Here is an 18,668-nt window from a genome sequence, read left to right as displayed (position 1 = left end):
CGGTTTGGGTACAACCGTGATGAATGGCGTTACATCGCCATTTGACTCTTTCGGGACCGGCAGCCTGAATCAGGGTGTCTACACGGTGATGTCGTATAATGATGGCTGGACCGAAAAGAACGGAATTCTCTCTGTCAACGCGACTTATGGTGGTTCAACTGGGCTCGGCGCACTGGACATTGCTGCGTTGCAGGCGATGTATGGCGCCAATACCAGCCACAACTCTGCCAATAATACCTACACGCTTCCTTGGGCAAACGTCGCGGGTACCGGCTATCAGTCTATTTGGGATACTGGTGGAAACGATACCATCCAGCATGTCGGCAGTTCGAAGGCGCGGATCGACTTGCGGGCCGCAACACTGGATTATTCCGAGACCGGCGGCGGCGTAGTGTCTTACGCAGAGGGTATAAAGGGCGGCTTTACAATCGCGCATGGCGTTGTGATTGAAAACGCGATCGGTGGGACCGGTGACGACGTGATCGTCGGGAATACCGCTCAGAACGTTCTGAATGGCAACCATGGTCACGACAAAATCTATTCAGTGTCCGACGGAACCAACAACAACACCGTTTATGGCGGTTTGGGGAACGACACCATTTATCTGGCGAACGGTTCCGGTGCAGACCAGGTTTTCGGCGGCCAGGGCGACGATTGGGCCATTGTGACCAACAATGCCGGCTCGTTTTCCGGAGGAAGCGGTACTGACACAGTCCGATTTGTCAGCGCCATCAGCAGCTATCTGTTCATTAAAAACGGCACGAAATACGAATTTGTCGATGCCGTTTCACGTATCACCTTCACGGTGGAAGATGACGTCGAGGCCATTCAGTTCCTGAATGGATCACAGGCGTATACTCGTTCGAATATCGAAGCTGCCATGCAGCTTTCGGATATCGAGACGACCGGCACCACACTGAAACATGCAAGTCAGGGCATTTACGTTCTGGATGCAGGCAGCTCGAACGTGACGCTGGTATTTAATGGTCAGGCTGTTGGTCAAAACACGATCGCCGGCTGGCAGGCCATTCACGCCGAGGCTTCGGGCGGCGGTTACAAAGTGCTGTGGAAAAACGTGGATGGGACGTACGGGGAATGGACCGTAAATGCCAATGGTCAGTTCCTCAGCAGCAGCAGCATCAGCAACGTGGCTGATGTTGAGACCTTCTATGGCGCTGATTTGAACAATGACGGGCTGACGGGGCATGGTACGGTCACGGTTGAAACCAACGGCTCCACGACGCTCGTTTCGTCAAGCCTGGGTTCGTATTTGATTAACGGCACCATTGAACTGACCCTCAACGGTGTCAAAGCCGGCCCGGGCAGTATTCCCGGCTGGCAGGCCATTCAGGCCGAGGCTTCGGGCGGCGGTTACAAAGTGCTCTGGAAAAACGTGGATGGCACGTTTGGGGAATGGGTGACGGATGCCAGTGGTCGTTTTGTCAGCAGCCGCATCATAGACGACGTTAGGGATGTCGAGGTCTTCTATGGCGCAAATCTGAACAATGATGGGCAAATCGGCCATATCACGACCAGCATCGAATCCAACGGTTCCACGACGCTGGGATCGTCAACCAATGGCGCATATGTAATCGGCGGCACCATCGACTTGACGCTCAACCAGGTTAATGCCGGTCCTGGCAGCTTCGCGGGCTGGCAGGCCATTCAGGCCGAGGCATCCGGTGGCGGCTATCGGGTGTTGTGGAAGAACTCGGACGGGTCCTACGGTGAATGGACGACGAATGCGGCCGGTGAATTCCAGAGCAGCACAACAATCAGCAATGTTGCGGATGTAGAGGTCTTTTATGGCGTTGACCTGAACAATGACGGGCTGACGGGGCATGGAACAATCAGCATTGAATCCAGCGGCGCGACGACGCTGGGGGCGACAACCCAAGGTGAATATCTGATTGGCGGCACCACCAAGCTGACATTCAACAACGCCACCGTCGGACCGAACAGCTTCTCCGGCTGGCAGGCCATTCACGCCGAGGCTTCAGGTGGCGGCTACCGGGTGCTGTGGAAGAATGCGGATGGGTCCTACGGTGAATGGGTCACGGATTCCAATGGTGTATATGTCAGTTCCAACACCGTCGCTGACGTGGTGGCGGTCGAATCCTTCTATGGTTTTGATATCGATGGCAGTGGAACTGTGGGGTACCAATTGCCCAAGCTCGCTCGGCTTTCGGAAGGCGATCAGAAAGAAGTATTGGGAGAGACCGATTGGGATGAAACGGTCGATTATCTGAAGTTCGCCCCTGATCTTGAGGCGCCCGAAGACGCAGAAGACGTCTACACGCTGGTGAGCTTGCATCAGGCTCAGGACACAGCGTTTTCCGTTTCCGAAGACGCATTGGCCGCCGTTCCGAGTGGCAATGTTGACGTCGAGGGTGACGAGATCAGCCCGGCACTGATGCCCCTTTTGGAAGAAGACAGCTTTTGGATATAGATGTGCATTGGCGCTGGAGGCGGCCCGTTCTGTCAAACTGACGGTGCAGTTTCTGGCGTAGTTCGCTGCTTAGGCTTGCGATTTCGATCAGTGCTCCGGGCTTCCGGGCCCGCGTTGTCAGCTCTGTCGAACCTAACAGCTGGACGAAAGCAAAAACGCCAGCCCAAGCGGACGGATCGCCAGGATTTGGGTCGGGCTTTTGCCAGAGCGGAGCCGCGGCAACACACCCTGCCGCCAGCAAGGCAGCACCGGAGTTTCCAGGCGGGTCTGGCAACGTCCAAAACCCATAGGGTGCCGCGCGAACTGCCGCCATCGATCACGGTGATATTCTAGGCAACGTTTCTAGGAGGAATAATCCGTTGGTCCTATTGGTCCTGATCGGCTGTGCGGTCGCGCTCCTGAAGGGCGCGAATGCGCATCCTCTGGCCGGCTTGAATATGTGCTCGCATTTCCATCTCGGCGGCAGCACTATCACGCGACTTGAGGGCTGCCATAATGCGCCTGTGTTCCGCGACTGCGGCATCCGCCCGTTCATTGTCCAACAGTTGCGACGGTCCGAGTATCAGCAGCGCTTTTTGCAATGAAAGCATGGATTTCGCCAGAAACCGGTTTTTGGCCACATCCAACAGGGTGGCGTGAAATACCCTGTTGATCCGGGCGGCCTCTGGCCCCGTACCTGCCTGGGCAAGTTGGTCGTTCAGAACCTCAAGTTCGTCCAATTCGATATCTGACGCGGCTCGGGCCGCCAGACGGGCCGCAGTGCCTTCAAGCACGGCACGCATCTCATAAAGCTCCATTACCTCGGCATAACTCAGGCTTCGGACCGTTGCGCCCTGCCTTGGCACATGCGTGACAAGCCCATCCGTCTCGAGCTGTCGGATCGCTTCGCGCACAGGAGTTCGGCTGACGCCCAACCGATTGGACTGGTCAATCTCTCTCAAGCGATCGCCGGGCAAAAGCGCCCCTTCGCGAATCTCGTCCAGCAACCGTTGATACACGGAATTGCCTTGGGGGCCTGGCTGAATTGAGTCGTCCTGAAAGGTCATCATGTTCTTGCTTGCACTTTGTATCCAAAGGAATACAGTTGAACACATTACGGGTCAATGGCAATGGAATTCAGGTTTTGCTCATCTTGAAGAACCACCCTTCCCCCCTTGTGAAAAGGTCGGTGACGTTTGGAATTGCAGTGCTTGGCACAGCGGTCTTTTGGGTTTTGGACCTGCCGCTGCCGTTCTTGTTCGGCCCCATGGCAGCTTGCCTGATCGCCGCGCTTGCCCAGGCGCCAATGCAAGGGTTTGGGCAGATTTCCGTTGCCGCCAGAACGATTCTGGGCGTAGCAGTCGGTGCCTCGATCACGCCGGCACTTTTCGTCGAACTGCCCAAGATGGTCACATCGATCATGCTGGTTCCCGTCTTCATAATCCTGATTGCTTTTGTTGGTGTGCCGTTTTTTCGAAAAATCTGGGGATTTGACGAAAAAACCGCATTTTACGCAGCGATGCCGGGCGGTTTGCAGGACATGATCATTTTCGGCGCCGAAGCCGGAGCCGACCCAAGAACCCTTTCCCTGATCCACGGTACGCGCGTGTTGATCATCGTCACTTTGGCGCCGTTGTTCCTGACGCTTTTCTACGATGCGGAACTCACCAATCCCATAGGACAGCCGGCGCGTGAGCTTCCTGTTCATGAACTGCTGCTGATGGTTCTGGCGGCTTTCATCGGCTGGAAAGGCGGAGAGAGAATAGGGCTTTTCGGCGCATCCATCCTTGGGCCGATGATCCTAACGGCGGCTTTGTCGTTGGGGGATTTCATTCATTCTCGCCCGCCGCGCGAAGCCGTGCTAGTCGCGCAGTTTTTCATCGGTTGCGCGATTGGAGAAAAATTTGTTGGCGTAACCTGGGGGGAGCTGCGCCGGGTTGTTGCTGCGGGCGTTGCATATGTTTTCGTACTTGCAGTTCTGGCAGCAGGTTTCACTGCCATTGTCACGTCTCTTGGTTTGGGGCGGCCCGTCGAAGCCTTTCTGGCTTTCGCACCGGGGGGGCAGGCCGAAATGACGGTTCTGGCCATCGTCTCGGGCGCTGATCTGGGCTTTGTAATCAGCCATCACCTAACGCGGATCGTGCTGGTCATCATCGGCGCGCCCGTCGCCGCTAACCTGATCTTGCGCTGCTCCAGACCTCGGAATTAGCCAGATGTTTTGGGCCGCGACCGCATAGTTTCCGCGCGCCGGAAGCACCGCGTTCAAAGGTTAAAACATTCTTTGTGGCATTGGCCAAAAAGTGCTTCTTCCATCCCGCTGTCTGCGGTTTCTTGCTCAAAAAAACATGTGCAAACTTGGCAATGCTGAACTAACTTTCTAAATGCGGCGATGCCGGTCCGAATGATGTGGAATGTAAACTGTGAAACCTCAACACCGCCTATCAGCGGCCCCTCGCCATGAATTGCGCAACGTGCGCAATCAGGGCATTGCCTTTCTGGCCTTGGCGTTTTTGTTCAGCATCTTCGTCAACCTACTCATGCTGACAGGTCCGCTGTTCATGCTGCAAGTATATGATCGGGTTCTTGGTTCTCGGGCAGTTGAAACTCTGACCGCACTGTTTTTGCTTGTCGCTTTGCTTTATGCGCTGATGGCCATGCTGGATTATGCGCGCGGTCGCATCGTTGCCCGCTTTGGTGCACGGTTCCAGTCGCAGCTGGATGAGCGCGTTTTCGAAGCCACGATGCGCCGGTCTCTGGTGCCCCAGGTGCGATCGGCTCCGGCGACTGCATTGCGGGATCTCGAGACCATTCGCACCTTGTGCTCTTCGCCCGTGCTGCTTGCAATTATGGATATCCCGTGGACGCCTGTCTTCCTGGGGGCGATTTTCATTTTTCATCCTCTGCTTGGCTGGTTGGCCGTTGCAAGTGGCGTGCTGCTTGTGCTGATCGCATTGCTCAACCAGGCCCTGACCAGTCGCAAGGTGGCCGAAGCACAATCCGCGGCGGCGCGGGCGAATGCCTTTTCCGAACACGCAAGGCAAGCAGCAGAGGTAGTGCGCTCTCAGGGAATGCAGGCGGACGTGACCCGGCGGTGGTTGAACCAGCGTTCCGAAGCTTTGCGTCAAAGCATTTCCGCTAGTGACTGGACTGGTAGCTTCACGTCGCTGACGAAATCGCTTCGGCTTTTTCTGCAATCTGCCATGCTGGCTTTGGGCGCGTGGTTGGTATTGCAAAACGAAATGACGCCCGGGGCGATGATTGCGGGCTCGATTCTCTTGGGACGGGCTTTGGCCCCGGTGGAACAGGCTGTCGGCCAATGGAGTTTGGTCGAACGGGCCCGCACGGCCTGGAATTCGCTGAACCGGTTTCTGGACCAGACACCGCCAGAGGAACAGCGGATTCGTTTGCCGATCCCAAAATCCCAGTTGGAAGCCAAATCCCTGACGGTAATCCCTCCGGGTGCTTCTGCGCCAACCTTGCGAAATGTGAACCTGAAACTGGAGCCGGGAAAGGCGCTTGGTGTGATCGGCAAAAGTGGGTCGGGCAAAACGACCCTGGCCAAGGCTCTGCTTGGGCTTTGGAGACCGGCAGCTGGCGAGATCCGGTTGGGCGGCGCCACGTTGGACCAATACGATCCCAACGATCTGGGCAGCCACATAGGATACTTGCCGCAGCAGGTGACCCTGTTCAACGGAACCGTTGCTGAGAATATTGCACGGATGTCGGAAAACCCGGATTCAGAAGCGGTGGTGGCGGCGGCCAAGAAGGCCAAGGCACACGAACTGATTCTGTCATTGGAAAAGGGTTACGGCACCTTTCTTGAAGGCAATGACAGTCAGTTGTCGGGCGGCCAGAAACAGCGTATTGCGCTGGCCCGAGCGCTGTATGGCGACCCGGTCCTTCTCATTTTGGACGAGCCGAACTCGGCCCTCGACGCAGATGGCACCGAAGCTTTGAATGCTGCCGTGCGCGGCCTCAAGGAAGCGGGAAAGGCTGCCATCATCATGACGCACCGCCCGCAGGCTATTTCGGAATGTGACGATCTTGCTGTTGTGGAAAAAGGCCAGGTGGTGAGGTTTGGCAGTCGCGATGAGGTTCTGAACGCAATGGTCCAGAATGCGGGCGCGATTAAGCGCAAGCTTAGCCCCGTAGGTGAATAATGGCGAAAAAATCAACCAAGACACCCGTCCCCGTCTGGGGCATCAAAATACCTGCGTTGGTGGGATTTCTTGCCCTTGGCATTCTGGTCGGCGGGTTGGGCCTTTGGGCCGTGAAAACGCGGCTGGCCGGGGCGATTGTATCTTCGGGTGTCATCGAAGTTCAAAGCAACCGTCAGGTCGTTGAACATCCTGACGGCGGCGTGGTTGGCGAGATTTTCGTGCGCGACGGTGATACGGTTGCCTCGGGCGATTTGCTTTTGCGGTTGGATGACACATTTCTGTCTTCGGAACAGACGATTGTAGAATCTCAACTCTTTGATCTTTTGGCCCGCCGGGCCCGGCTGGAGGCCGAGCGGGATGGCCTGACATCCGAAGAATTGGCGGCGCGCCTGGCTGAGGTTCAAAAAGAATACGATATCGATCCGGACCTGATTGCAGGGCAACAGAACCTGTTCGATGCCCGGTTGGAAACGCTGTCCAAGCAGGACGAACAACTGCGCAAACAGTTGGTTCAGATAGAAAGCGAGATCGCAGGCACGCAGGCTCAGTTGGTCTCGTTGCGCCGCCAGACAGAGTTGATCGAGGCGGAGTTGAAGGATCAGCAAAGCCTGTTGAGCAGGGGTCTGACACAAAACAGCCGCGTGCTGGCGCTGCAACGCGAAGAAGCCAGTCTGACAGGCGAAATCGGCAAACTGGAAGCCTCCGTTGCGCGCCTTAAAGGACAGATTGCATCAACCGAGATCAAGATTGTCGAACTGACCGCGACCCGGCGGGAAGAAGCGATCACCACTTTGCGGGACGTTCAGGCGCAGGTGGCAGAGCTGTGGGAACGACGTTTGTCCCTGGCGGAACGTCTGGCCAGGCTTGAAATTCGCGCACCTGTCAGCGGAACGGTTTACGGCAGTCAGGTCTTTGCCCTGCAATCGGTCATTCAGCCGGGTGAACCCATGATGTATGTGGTTCCGCAGGACACGCCGCTGTTGGTCGCAGCGCGGGTGGATGCGATCCATGTGGATCAGTTGCATGTCGGGCAATCCGTTGCCCTGCGCTTTCCTGCGTTCAATCAACGCGAAACGCCCGAACTTGAAGGACAGGTCAACAACGTCTCGGCGGACACGTTCACGGATGAACAGTCCGGTTTCACCTTTTACCGCGCCGAAGTGGTGCTGAATGACGGTGAGATAGACCGGCTCAATGGCCAGGAACTTTTGCCGGGTATGCCGGTTGAGACATTGATCAAGACCGACGAACGCACGCCGTTGTCCTATCTTGTGAAACCGATGGCAGACTACTTCAACCGCGCGTTTCGCGAATGATGCGGACGCGGTTATCGCTGGATGACCGCGTTTTCCCATTCAGCCAAAAAACGGCGGCGTTTCAGCCTGTCCAGAAATGTCATGAGCCCTGGGTCCAGCCCAATCGTTTCCCGATCGGTGCCAGTTTCGTGTGGGGCCAAGGGCGGCAAGGTAACGGGGTCGCCTACCCGTTTGGTTTGGTTGGAAATCAGGTGTTTGAGAAAAGACGTGGCCGCGTCCGGTTGAGGGGTGCCATTCAGAACCATGGCCGTGCGCATCATGGTCGTCTGGAAATCCGACGGCAGAATGATTTCCACCGTGTCCTTGCTTCCAGCGCGGGCTTCGGCATAGCTGCCCAGAACGTTGTAAGCCACTGCAATCTCACCTTTGACGAGGTCATCGATCATATCCGCCGAACAACAGTACAGGCGTACGTCCAATCCACCCATCACCTCCATAAGCCGCCAATACGTCTCGGACGCGCGGGCATCCTGCGTTGCGAACAAATATCCCAGACCGGATTGACGGATGTCATAGGTGCCCACACGGCCCCTGAAATCATCGGGACGCAAACGAAGGATTTCAATCAGTTGTTGCCGGGTCTCGGGGATGGGGCCGCCAGCAAAGGCCGCGCGGTTAATTACGATTGTCGCCGGTTCCGATGTGAACGCGAAAAGGCTTTGATGCCATTGCGCCCAGGATGGCAGCGGTATGTCGTCGATGATACGCCCAAAACCGTCGTTTGCCAGCTTCAGTTGCAGGTCCATCGCGCTGGATATGACGACATCGAAGTCTTCCGGCGCGGCGCGGACTATTCGGTCAATATCTGCGGTGCCGGTCACCAGGTATTCGACAGAGATACCGGGGTTTTCTTCGATGAAACCCGCAATCAAGGGTTCGAACAGAAAGGTGTCCGTGCTTGAGATCACGCGTAGATGCGCCTCATCCGCCGAGGCGTTGAAAACCTGCCTGTCCTCCCAGGTTTGGGCGGCAGCAACGACAGGAAGACTGAAGATAATCAAAGCGATAAGATAACGCACGCGCCGCCCCCCTGTCGATTGGTCAATTCCAGTGTGCCACCATGTGCAGATGCAACGTCCTGAACGATTGTAAGGCCCAATCCGGATCCGATGGTTCCGCTTGCGTTCTTCCCGCGCTCGAAACGGCGCGTCAAAGTGCCGATCTCGTCAGGAGGAAACCCCGGCCCACGGTCTTTGACAATTATCTGAATGCGTGGCTCCGAAACGACCTCGATGCGTACGACACTGTCGGCAGGGGCATATTTCAGAGCGTTGTCGATCATGTTGCGCACAGCGTTTTGAATAAGAATCGGATCACCCGAGTAGGAAACCTTTGGATCGCCACTCAGGGAAAGCGACAAGTCCTTCATCTCGGCGATTGGCGTGAGACGCTGCACCAGATCACGGACCAAAGCATTGAGATCAATGTCTTCGCGTTCCAGATGATCGGCGCGGAACGTGATCATCGCATGATCCAGCAATTGCCCCGCCGCGCGCGAGCTTTCATCAATCGCCCGCACCATTGAGCGCAATGCTTCGCGATTTTCTTCCTTTTCAACCCTCTGCAACGTGGCATCGGCATAAGATCGAACGGTTGCCAAAGGGGTGCGCACCCGGTGGGCCGCTTCGGCGATGAAATCCTCCGATTGGCTCAGTGACTGATCGAGTCGCCCCATCAAAGAGTTCAACGACGCCACCAAAGGCGCCATTTCGCGGGGTACGGGCTTTTTGAATGGGCTCAGGTCCTGCGGACCGCGCCGGGTGACAGAGGTCGTAAGCCTGTTCAATTGGCCAATCGTGGACGAGGTGGCCCAGAATGACAGCGCAGCGGCAAGAGCAAAGAACCCGATGCCCAAAATCGCCGCGTTGCGTGAAATCTGGTCCAGAGTTTCCGCAAGCGCGTCCTGCGTTTGGCCCAACGCGACCTCGATGACGGTTTGTTTGTTCAGGCCCACCAGCGTTCGCCGAGCACTGACCTGACGTATGGTTTCACCCCGTATCCGACTGGTTTGAAAGCTCCACTTGCCGTCGAATTGCCCTGTGGCCGGCGGCAGATCTTCATAACCTGACAAAAACGCGCCATCCTGAAAAATCGCGTAAAAAACCCGGTCGTCGGACGGTGTGCTGAGCATGGCGAAAGCTGCATAGGGAATATCAACCTCCAACTGACCGTCGCGCAAGGCGGCTGCGTCCAGAATTGAGGTGACCGACGCCCCCAGGATGTTGTCTTGCCCTTGTTGCGCGACCTGTGCGGCATAGTTGCGAACTGCGATAAACAGAAGAAACGCCAATATAGCGGCACCGCCGATCAAAGTCAGGACCAGCCTGTTCCGAAGCGATCCTGACACATAAGGATCAGGAGGCATGATCCAGCCTGTATCCAAGACCGCGAAGCGTGGTGATCTTCAGGTCCGACGCTTCAAGATGTTTACGAAGGCGGCCAACGTAAACCTCGATTGCATTGTCCGAGACATCGTCATCATATGAAAAAAGCCGGTCGGTCAGTTTCTGTTTCGAAAAAACCTGACCAGGCGCGCTGATGAACAGTTCCAGTAGGCGCAGCTCCCGGTTGCGCAACGAAACAGTCTCATCCCCTACGGTCAGATGGCCTGCCAATGGATCAAAGACTATTCCGCCCACTTCAATCGTTGTCCGTGAATTCCCGGATTTGCGACGCAGAACGGCCCGGCAGCGGGCCTCGAGTTCGGCGTGGTCGAACGGTTTGGTAACATAGTCGTCGGCCCCCAGATCCAGCGAACCGATTCGATCCGAAACCTGGCTGCGTGCGGTCAAAACGATCACGGGGGTGTCCAGATGACCTGCGCGATGCCGTTTGAGAAAGTCGCGCCCGTCCCCATCCGGCAACATGATATCCAACAGAATAAGGTCGTATTCCTGAGTTTCGGTAAAGGCAGTCGCCTCGTCCAATTTAGACGCATGATCAACCACATGGCCGTCTAACCTCATGCGCGAACAGATGGCGTTCGCCAGATCAAGATTGTCTTCCACAAGGAGGAATTTCATGGGATTTTTGCTATTTTTTCTGCGTGACAGGTTGATGTCAGGTTGATGTGTTTTTGTTCCACCCAATCTGAGCCGCCATGCGGCTGGTTGTCAAATGGGAGGACATCATGACGACATTCACACTGGGCCGTCGCGCCCTGATTGCAGCTGTGGCTGCCTTTGGTCTGGCCGGGCCGTCCATGGCTGAAGATCAGGTCGTGGACAGCATTCACTTTCTGATCCCCGGTGGCGCCGGTGGCGGCTGGGACGGAACCGCGCGCGGCACGGGCGAAGCGCTGACAAAAGCTGGCCTTGTCGGCACGGCGTCATACGAAAACATGTCGGGCGGCGGTGGTGGCAAAGCCATCGGATATCTGATTGAAAATGCCGACAGCAATCATGGCACTCTGATGGTGAATTCGACGCCGATCGTGATCCGCTCATTGACCGGTGTATTTCCTCACAACTTCCGCGATCTGACGCTGGTTTCGGGTACTATCGGCGACTATGCCGCGATCGTTGTTGGCAAAGACAGCCCGATCAACTCGATGGCGGATCTGCTTGCCGCGTTTGATGCGGACCCAGGCGGCACAGCGATCGGTGGCGGCTCGGTTCCCGGCGGCATGGACCATCTGGTCGCCGCGATGGTGATGGAAGCAGCGGGCAAGGATGCGCTTGGCGTGAAATACATCCCCTATGATGCGGGCGGCAAAGCCATGGCGGCCCTGCTGTCGGGTGAAATCGCCGCCTTGTCCACCGGTTTTTCGGAAGCGGTCGATCTGGCGAATGCGGGTGAAGTCAAGATTATCGGCGTGACATCCGAAGAGCGCGTTGATGCGGCTCCTGACGCGATGACGATGAAGGAACAGGGCATTGATACCACCTTCGTGAACTGGCGCGGCTTCTTCGCGGCCCCCGGCCTGCCCGAAGAAAAGCTGGCCGCCTACCAGGAAGCGATTGCCAAGATGTACGACACCCCGGAATGGGAAGAGGTTCGTGCACGCAATGGTTGGGTCAACATCCACAACTCGGGCGCAGATTTCCAGACGTTCCTGGAGCAGCAGGAACAGCAGATCGGCGATCTTATGAAAAAGCTGGGCTTCCTCTAAGTCCATTTTCGGCAGAGCGGATCCGCCGCTCTGCCTTCCCACGAAAAGGAACAGGGAGGGGCTCTCATGGCGCTGGATCGCTGGATCGCGCTCATTCTTCTGGGTGTGTGTTTGACATATGGCTACGCCGCTTGGTTCACGATGGACGGCAGCCTGCCCCCTTTCATGCAGCGAAATCCGATCTGGCCCAGCACCTTCCCCAAAGTGCTGTCGGTTCTGGGTGTCGTCACCACCACGATTATTTTGCTGGGCTTTGAAAAGGCGGAACCAAAGGAAGCCGATATCGATTACCGGCGACTGGGGGAATACCATCTTGATCAAGCGCTTATGTTGCTGGCCTTGATGGTGATTTACGCGCTTTGCCTGCGCCCTGTTGGGTTTCTGATCTCGACCTCGGCCTTTCTGATCCTCGGGTCTTTCATTCTGGGTGAGCGCAAATGGCACGTCATGCTACCCGTCGCGCTGATCGCCACAGGCGCGGTCTGGTATCTGGTTCAGGAAGTTCTTGGCATCTACATGCGCCCATTGCCGGGCATTTTCGGAGGCTGACATGCTCGAAGGACTTCTGATCGGTCTGCAAACGGCATTCTCAATTCAAAACCTGCTGATGGTGGTCGCAGGGTGCCTGATCGGCACGTTCATCGGCATGCTTCCGGGTCTTGGGCCGATGTCGATCATCGCCATCATGATCCCGGTGGCGATTTCCATGGGCGACCCGTCCGCAGCGCTGATCCTGCTGGCCGGAGTGTATTACGGCGCCATCTTTGGCGGTTCGACATCTTCAATCCTTCTCAACGCGCCGGGGGTCGCGGGCACTGTTGCGTCCAGTTTCGACGGCTATCCGATGGCCCGCCAAGGCAAAGCAGGCAAAGCGTTGACTGTTGCAGCTACTGCAAGTTTTGCCGGCGGTACGATCGGGGCCATTTTGTTGATGGTCTTTGCCCCTGCTCTGTCTTCGGTGGCATTGCTGTTCCACTCAGCCGAGTATTTCGCGCTTATGGTCGTGGGCCTGTCGGCAATCGCAGCCTTCGCAGGCACCGGTCAAGTGGCCAAAGCCGTCATCATGACGCTACTTGGGTTGATCATGGCAACGGTCGGTGAAGGTGCATTGTTCAACCTGCCACGTTTCACAATGGGTATCATGGATCTGCAATCGGGCTTTGGCTTCATCACGCTTGCCATGGCCATGTTCGCCCTGCCCGAAGCGCTGTTTCTGGTACTCAAACCAAAGAACCTTCAGGGGGATGACGGCGAGATCAAGGACCTGCGCATCACAGGCAGCGAAGCCAAGGCCATCGCGCCGGTGATCGGCCGCCAATCTGTACAGGGCTTCTTCATCGGGGTTCTGCCCGGTGCGGGGGCAACGATTGCCAGCTTCCTCGGCTACGCAGTCGAGCGCAACATTGCCCCGAAAGAGGAGCAGGACGAATTCGGCAAAGGGTCAATAAAAGGTCTGGCCGCGCCCGAAACGGCGAACAACGCGGCATGCACCGGTTCTTTCGTGCCGCTGCTGACACTGGGCATTCCCGGGTCCGGCACAACCGCGATCCTGCTTGGCGCACTAATTGCCCTGAACGTGACACCCGGCCCACGGCTAATGCTGGACGAGCCGCAGATATTCTGGGCCGTCATCATGTCAATGTTCATTGGCAACCTCGTTCTGCTGATCCTGAACCTGCCGCTGATCCCATATATCGCAAAGGTTCTCTCGGTACCGCGCAATTACCTGATCCCCTTCATTTTGTTCTTCACTCTGATGGGGGCCTATATCGGGCAGAACAATGCGACCGAGCTTTTGATACTTGTTGGCTTCGGTGTTTGCGCCACGGCGTTGAAATTTGCCGACTACCCGCTTGCGCCGCTGCTGATCGGTTTCATCCTCGGGGGGATGATGGAGGACAACTTTGCCCGCTCGATGCAGCTCTATGACGGTATTGCTTTCATCTGGGAACGTCCGATGACGCTGGGTCTGCTTGTTGTCGCGGTGCTGCTGGTGCTGTTGCCCAGCTATCGCGCACGCCGCGCGCGTGCCCGGGCCGCAGGGGTTGCCGACGGTGACTGAGCCACTGGCAGGAATACGGGTTCTCGATCTGACGAATGTCCTCGCGGGTCCGTATTGCTGCTATCAACTGGCGCTCATGGGTGCCGAAGTGATCAAGGTCGAACGCCCTGACGGTGGCGACCTTGCCCGCGTCCTGGGTGCTGATCCCGCCAGAAACAAGGCCGGTATGGGCGTCAGCTTTCTGGCGCAGAATGCTGAAAAAAAGTCCATCACGCTCAACATGAAATCAGAACGGGGCAAGGCGCTCCTGAAACGCCTTGTCCAAACAGCCGACGTGTTGGTAGAGAACTTTCGCCCCGGGGTGATGGATCGGCTTGGACTTGGGTATGGCGTCTTGCGCGATGTGAACCCCAGCCTGATTTACTGTGCCATAAGCGGATTCGGTCAGGACGGTCCCCGCCGAGGCGATCCCGCCTATGACCAGATCGTGCAGGGTATCAGTGGCGTGATGTCTGTCACCGGCGGTCCTGACACCGCACCCTATCGCGTTGGCTATCCTTTGGCGGACACGATCGGTGGGATGACGGCTGCTTTTGCAGTGTCCGCCGCCCTGAACGCGGATCCTCGCGGGGCCTATCTGGATGTGGCGATGTCCGAAGCCGTGATCTCGACAATGGGTTGGGTCGTGTCGAACTATCTGATCGCCGGTGCCATTCCCGGGGCCCATGGCAACGAAAACACGACGTCAGCACCGTCGGGAACATTTGCAGCCTCTGACGCGCCCATCAACATTGCCGCCAACCGCGACGAACAGTGGCAGGCACTGGCCAGGCATCTGGGCCGGCAAGACCTGCTGGCCCACCCGGATTATGAAACGCGCGAAGACCGCAAGCGCAATCGCCATGCCCTGCGCGCGGCGCTGGAGGAGACCTTGCGGACCAAAGCGGCATCGGACTGGGTCAGCGAACTCAACGCAATCGGAGTGCCGGCCGGGCAGGTATTGACCGTGCCCGAGGCGCTTGATGACGAACAGCTTGCCGGTCGTGGCCTGATCGGATCTTTTCGAGTGCAGGGCGAAGACATGAAACTTGCAGGCAGCCCCATTGTCATGGACGGCGAACGGCAAATGCCCCAAACCGCGCCGCCTGAACTTGGAGCAGACAATAAAGCGATCTGGTCTGAAGTTGGGTTGACCGGCGCGGAAATGGACGCTTTGAGCAAGGAAGGCATCATATGAGCGATGTGTCCAATTGGTGGACGACTTCCATCATCGATATGGAACCGGGCCGGATCGACCTGCGCGGAGAGCCGATCCAGAATCTGATCGGACATCTCAGTTTCAGCGAGATGATCTGGTTCATGGTTCGTGGCGACCGACCATCTGGGGCGCAGGTCCAGTTGTTCGAGGCCGCGCTGGTTGCCGCCGTGGACCACGGACCTCAGGCCCCTTCCATCGCAACGGCGCGCATGGCCGTGACCTGCGGGCTGCCGCTGAACAACGCGATGGCGAGCGCTGTGAACATGTTGGGGGATATTCACGGCGGGGCTGGTGAGCAAGCGGTTATGCTGTACCATTTCGTGGCGCAACATCCTGGCCGGTTGGATCAAACGCTGGACGAGTGGATCGAGCGTGAAGGAAAGATATTGCCGGGTTTTGGCCATCGTTTCCACACGCCGACGGATCCGCGCGCACCACGTCTGATGGCGTTGGTCCGTGATGCTGTGACGGACGGGGCTTGTGATGGTCAGTTCCTACAGATCGGACAGGCGATCGAGGCAGAGTTGGCGCACCGCAAAGGAAAGCCTGTTCCTATGAACATAGATGGCGCCACCGCGGTGATCTATGCCGAGTTGGGCTTTGCGCCCCCACTGGCACGCGGTCTGTTTTGCCTATCCAGATCGGTTGGCATTCTGGCCCATGCGTGGGAACAGATGCAGCAAGGCGGCCGGAACAAGGGACCGACCCCGCCTGCCTATCGCTGGACCTATATCGAAACTTAGATCGCTAGGCAGTTCTGAGCCGTGGGCGTTTGGCCAACAGGTCAGCCGCCGCACGGGCAATGACCAGTTCTTCATTGGTCGGGATTGCCATGACCACGACGCGGGACAGATCGGTTGAAATGATCCGGTCATTGTCCGCATTTGCATCAGGATTGAGCTCGATGCCCAGCCATCCCATCCCAGAGCACACCCGGTCACGCACGAGGCGTGAGTTTTCTCCGATCCCACCGGTAAACACCAAGGCGTCGATACCGCCGAGAATGGCCGCCATCGCGCCAAGCTCGCGCCGGATACGGAAGGTGAAATAGCTGATCGCCTGTCGGCTTTCGCGTGTGTCCGCCTTTTCCAGGGTACGCATATCGTTGGACAGCCCGGACAGGCCCAACAGCCCAGATTTCCGGAACAACAGGTCTGAGATTTCGTCAGCGCTCAGCCCTTCCTGGTCCATCAGATACAGGACCACGCCAGGATCAAGTTGACCACAGCGTGACCCCATCGGCAGCCCGTCCAGTGCCGAAAAGCCCATGGTCGATCCGACGGAACGCCCTCCGATCATCGCACACATCGATGCACCATTGCCAAGATGGGCCACGACCACGCGCCCTTCGTGCAAAAGCGGCGCTGTCTTTGCCATGTGATCCGAAATGAATTCATAGCTGAGCCCGTGAAAGCCATAACGCCGAACACCTTTGTCGTAATACTCGCGCGGCAAGGCAAAAACGTCATTCTCCCACGGATGATTGCGGTGAAAGGCGGTGTCGAAACAGGCGATCTGAACCGCATTCGGAAAACGTTCCATCGCGGCCCGGGCTCCGGCCAGATTGTGCGGCTGATGCAAAGGCGCGAACGGCGACAGCTTGTCCAACTCTTGAATGGACGCCTTGGTCAATGGCACCGGAGCGTCGATGTCAGGTCCACCGTGGACAACACGATGCCCGACCGCAGTCACGTCGCTGTTTGGAAATGAGCGCGCAAGCAGGTTCAAAACCCAGTCCAGCGCTGCGGCGTGATCGCGTATTTCTCCGGCGGTGCCGCTGGCAAGGACACTTCCGTCGGAAGACTTCGCCTTGACAAACGGCTCTGGTTCTCCAATCCGCTCGACCGCGCCGGTGCACACCATGATCGGATCGTCATCGGTCAGCTCGAACAGACCAAATTTCATGGAAGACGATCCAGCGTTCAGTGTCACGACATGTGTCATGCGGGTGCTCCGGTGCGCGGTAAGGAAAAGGCTTCGTGCAGTGCCGCCACGGCACAGGATGCCAGCCGGGCTTTGTCGTCATCGGCGCGGCTGGTCAAAATGATCGGAGCTTTGGCCCCCATGACCAGACCGGCCCCTTCTGCATTGGCGATATAGGTCAGCTGCTTGGCCATCATGTTCCCGGCATCCAGATTTGGCACCACCAGAATATCGGTTTTGCCCGCGACATCCGACACAATCCCTTTGGAACGCGCAGCCGCAAGGCTGACGGCATTGTCCATGGCAAGGGGGCCGTCAACAAGCCCGCCCGTGATCTGACCGCGTTCCGCCATTTTCGACAGCAAAGCCGCATCAACCGAGGATCGGATCGCCGGATTGACGGTTTCGATGGCAGACAGAACACCCGCCCTGGGGTTTTCGATCCCCAGCGACAGGGCCAGGTCGATTGCGTTCTGGACAATATCAATCTTGGTTTCCAGGTCCGGCTCGATATTGATCGCCGCATCCGTCACCAACAAAGGTCTGGGTTGGCCGGGCACGTCCATGACAAAGACATGGGTAAAGCGGCGGCCGGTGCGCAGGCCGTTTTCACGCCTGAGCGCAGCCTTCAGCAATTCATCCGTATGCAGATGCCCTTTCATCAGCGCTTTCGCACGACCTTCTGCAACCAGATCGACCGCCGCATGGGCCGCACCGACGTGATCGCTCTGCGCAATGATTTCAATCCCAGCCAACGACGCTCCGATTTCGGCGGCCGCGTGAGAGATTTTGTCCGGGTTACCGATCAGAATGGGTGTGATGATCGTCTCATGCGCGGCCAGCAGCGCCCCACCCAAGGCGTTGGGCTCTTCCGGGGCTACAACGGCGGTCGGCATGGGCGGCAACGGGCGCACCTTTTCCAGCATGGCATCAAAGTGACGATGACGTTTCACCACCAGCCCGGGCAGATCCAACTCGGCGAACACCATCTCTTTCTCCGGCGCGATCACGACGGCCTGCCCGCTGACGATCACGGCACCGTCCGATGGGCGCGTAACGACCGTTTCAAAGACAACTTCCCGGTTTGGTCGCTTTTCCAGAAGGGTGACTTTGGATACCAGCTCATCACCGGCATGCGCCCTTTCCACAAAATCAAATCGCTGCGATTTATAGAGCGTCCCTGCCCCCGGCAGAACGTTCCCTAAAACGGCCGAGATCAGGGCCCCCACGAACATGGCAGGGGCAACCGCTTCGTTGATGTGGTCGCCGTCGCCGTCTTCGCTGGATAGATGAAGCGGATTGTGATTGCCGGAATTGTTGGCGAACACATAGAAATCATCAACCGAGCACGTGCGGGCCAACTCGGCAGTATCACCGACCTGAAGCTTGTCGTAAGGCGTGTTGTGGTACTGCATGAACTGTCGTTTCCATTTCGATCCGTTTGGCGACACTGAGAACTCTCTTGCTGAT

15 protein-coding genes are annotated in these 18,668 nt (G+C 57.4%); 9 read left to right on the top strand and 6 right to left on the bottom strand.

Annotated elements, in window-relative coordinates; translation table 11 throughout:
- Window positions 1–19 precede the first annotated feature (19 nt).
- Window positions 20–2,449, top strand: a complete 2,430-nt coding sequence (locus GS605_RS08830) for a M10 family metallopeptidase C-terminal domain-containing protein (protein ID WP_253283271.1) — start codon at window positions 20–22, stop codon at window positions 2,447–2,449.
- 365 nt (window positions 2,450–2,814) lie between these two features.
- On the opposite strand, the gene GS605_RS08825 is transcribed toward GS605_RS08830, so the two are convergent.
- Entirely contained in the window at window positions 2,815–3,447 is a 633-nt protein-coding gene (locus GS605_RS08825) for a GntR family transcriptional regulator (RefSeq protein ID WP_348539517.1), read from the bottom strand.
- Between the two features lie 170 nt (window positions 3,448–3,617).
- On the opposite strand from GS605_RS08825, the gene GS605_RS08820 reads away from it, so the two are divergent.
- The 3 genes from GS605_RS08820 (at window position 3,618) to GS605_RS08810 (ending at window position 7,904) form a co-directional block, all read left to right on the top strand.
- On the top strand, window positions 3,618–4,637 hold the full coding sequence (locus GS605_RS08820) for an AbrB family transcriptional regulator (RefSeq protein WP_371807742.1): 1,020 nt from the start codon (window positions 3,618–3,620) through the stop codon (window positions 4,635–4,637).
- A 211-nt stretch (window positions 4,638–4,848) separates the two neighbouring features.
- Entirely contained in the window at window positions 4,849–6,588 is a 1,740-nt protein-coding gene (locus tag GS605_RS08815; RefSeq protein WP_371807741.1) for a type I secretion system permease/ATPase, read from the top strand.
- Complete coding sequence (locus GS605_RS08810; protein WP_171723734.1) at window positions 6,588–7,904, top strand: HlyD family type I secretion periplasmic adaptor subunit; 1,317 nt, start codon at window positions 6,588–6,590, stop codon at window positions 7,902–7,904. The genes GS605_RS08815 and GS605_RS08810 overlap by 1 nt, the downstream gene beginning before the upstream one ends.
- An 11-nt stretch (window positions 7,905–7,915) precedes the next feature.
- Here the strand turns inward: GS605_RS08810 and GS605_RS08805 are convergent, their stop codons facing one another.
- From GS605_RS08805 to GS605_RS08795, 3 genes are read right to left on the bottom strand one after another with little or no spacing between them, the layout of a single operon-like run.
- Window positions 7,916–8,923, bottom strand: a complete 1,008-nt coding sequence (locus tag GS605_RS08805; RefSeq protein ID WP_171723733.1) for an ABC transporter substrate-binding protein — start codon at window positions 8,921–8,923, stop codon at window positions 7,916–7,918.
- Window positions 8,902–10,269, bottom strand: a complete 1,368-nt coding sequence (locus GS605_RS08800) for a sensor histidine kinase (RefSeq protein WP_171723732.1) — start codon at window positions 10,267–10,269, stop codon at window positions 8,902–8,904. The genes GS605_RS08805 and GS605_RS08800 overlap by 22 nt, the downstream gene beginning before the upstream one ends.
- The gene (locus tag GS605_RS08795; RefSeq protein ID WP_171636003.1) at window positions 10,259–10,927 is read right to left on the bottom strand and encodes a response regulator transcription factor; all 669 of its coding nucleotides are present in this window, start codon (window positions 10,925–10,927) and stop codon (window positions 10,259–10,261) included. The genes GS605_RS08800 and GS605_RS08795 overlap by 11 nt, the downstream gene beginning before the upstream one ends.
- A gap of 107 nt (window positions 10,928–11,034) precedes the next feature.
- Here GS605_RS08795 and GS605_RS08790 point away from each other — a divergent pair, with 107 nt between their 5' ends.
- From GS605_RS08790 to GS605_RS08770, 5 genes are all read left to right on the top strand, one after another.
- A complete protein-coding gene (locus GS605_RS08790) occupies window positions 11,035–12,015 on the top strand; it encodes a tripartite tricarboxylate transporter substrate binding protein (protein WP_171636000.1) in 981 nt (326 codons plus the stop codon).
- Window positions 12,016–12,081: 66 nt separating this feature from the next.
- Window positions 12,082–12,564, top strand: coding sequence for a tripartite tricarboxylate transporter TctB family protein (locus GS605_RS08785; protein WP_152460311.1), 483 nt, complete (start codon window positions 12,082–12,084; stop codon window positions 12,562–12,564).
- 1 nt (window position 12,565) lies between these two features.
- On the top strand, window positions 12,566–14,077 hold the full coding sequence (locus GS605_RS08780; RefSeq protein ID WP_171723731.1) for a tripartite tricarboxylate transporter permease: 1,512 nt from the start codon (window positions 12,566–12,568) through the stop codon (window positions 14,075–14,077).
- Window positions 14,070–15,254 (top strand): CoA transferase, encoded by a 1,185-nt coding sequence (locus tag GS605_RS08775; RefSeq protein WP_171723730.1) that lies wholly within the window; start codon window positions 14,070–14,072, stop codon window positions 15,252–15,254. The genes GS605_RS08780 and GS605_RS08775 overlap by 8 nt, the downstream gene beginning before the upstream one ends.
- Complete coding sequence (locus GS605_RS08770) at window positions 15,251–16,018, top strand: citryl-CoA lyase (RefSeq protein WP_171723729.1); 768 nt, start codon at window positions 15,251–15,253, stop codon at window positions 16,016–16,018. Before GS605_RS08775 ends, GS605_RS08770 begins: the two co-directional genes overlap by 4 nt.
- A gap of 4 nt (window positions 16,019–16,022) precedes the next feature.
- Here GS605_RS08770 and GS605_RS08765 read toward each other — a convergent pair whose 3' ends face one another.
- Both GS605_RS08765 and GS605_RS08760 read right to left on the bottom strand, forming a co-directional pair.
- Entirely contained in the window at window positions 16,023–17,219 is a 1,197-nt protein-coding gene (locus tag GS605_RS08765) for an acetate/propionate family kinase (protein WP_171635991.1), read from the bottom strand.
- Entirely contained in the window at window positions 17,216–18,613 is a 1,398-nt protein-coding gene (locus GS605_RS08760; RefSeq protein WP_171723728.1) for a bifunctional enoyl-CoA hydratase/phosphate acetyltransferase, read from the bottom strand. Before GS605_RS08760 ends, GS605_RS08765 begins: the two co-directional genes overlap by 4 nt.
- Window positions 18,614–18,668 lie beyond the last annotated feature (55 nt).

The organism is Ruegeria sp. HKCCD7559 (genome assembly GCF_013110575.1).
Taxonomy (GTDB): Bacteria; Pseudomonadota; Alphaproteobacteria; order Rhodobacterales; family Rhodobacteraceae; genus Ruegeria.
The sequence above is the reverse complement of the archived record's forward strand: the minus strand, read 5'-3'. Positions and strand labels throughout refer to the sequence as shown.